A 902-nucleotide genomic window follows, 5' to 3' on the forward strand; every position below is an offset into this window, starting at 1 on the left:
GTCTCGAATCAAAGTAGTGCGCAGAGGTGCTGGGATCAAAATCGCGTGTGAGCAAATCTGCCAAAGCTGCCTGCTGCTCTGGCGTAAGCCGCCGCAGATAAAAATCCAACTGCCGGCTCACCGTGCCATTGTGAGCAAACTGGGCCAGATCCTCCACGGGCAAGGAGAACTCAATCAAACAAAGGCGGCAGAAACACCCCCAAGCGCTCTGCACCCCCCATCTGGCCCAGACCGAAGAAAACTGTCCCCAATCCCAGAGCCAAGGCCAACAGTCTCCGTGGCCAGTTCATGCCTAGAGTACTCCCTTCGAACTAGGGATCCCTTCTTGTCGGCGGGGATCCCGTTCTACAGCCATGCGCAGGGCACGGGCAAACGCCTTAAAACTGGCCTCGACAATGTGGTGGGCGTTGAGACCGGCAGCCTGGCGAATGTGCAAGGTAAGCTGGGCGTGGTTGACCACCGCCTGATAAAACTCCCGCACCAACTGGGTTTCGTAGCGGCCAATGCGCTCCGTGGGCAGCTCCAGGCCATAGCTGAGGTGAGGGCGACCCGAAAAATCCAGCACCACCTGCACCAGGGCTTCATCCAAAGGCGCCCAAAAATGGCCGAAGCGATGAATGCCCCGCCGATCCTGCAAAGCCTGCGCCAGAGCCTGTCCCAGCGTGATGCCCACATCTTCGTTGGTGTGGTGATCGTCGATGTGCAGATCCCCTATGGCCTTGATCTGCAAATCGATCAACCCGTGGGTGCTGAGCTGGGCCAGCATGTGATCCAAAAAGGGGATCCCAGTATCGATCTCATGGCGCCCGCTGCCATCCAGGTTCAGATGAATTTGGACATCCGTTTCTCCAGTGCGACGGTGAACAGAGGCCGTTCTGGGCTGGAGCAGGCGCGAGGAGTCG

Annotated in this window: 2 protein-coding genes; both read right to left on the reverse strand. The window is 58.5% G+C overall.

Annotated elements, in window-relative coordinates:
* On the reverse strand, positions 1-214 hold a 214-nt coding region (locus tag NW820_RS12815; protein ID WP_414407694.1), incomplete at its 3' end, for an alpha/beta hydrolase.
* Between the two features lie 78 nt (positions 215-292).
* Positions 293-902, reverse strand: a 610-nt coding sequence (gene hisB, locus NW820_RS12820; RefSeq protein WP_414407695.1) for an imidazoleglycerol-phosphate dehydratase HisB, incomplete at its 5' end; no start/stop codon positions are given.

Origin of the sequence: Synechococcus sp. R55.7 (assembly GCF_047461955.1) — a bacterium.
In the GTDB taxonomy this organism is placed as follows: domain Bacteria; phylum Cyanobacteriota; class Cyanobacteriia; order Thermostichales; family Thermostichaceae; genus Thermostichus.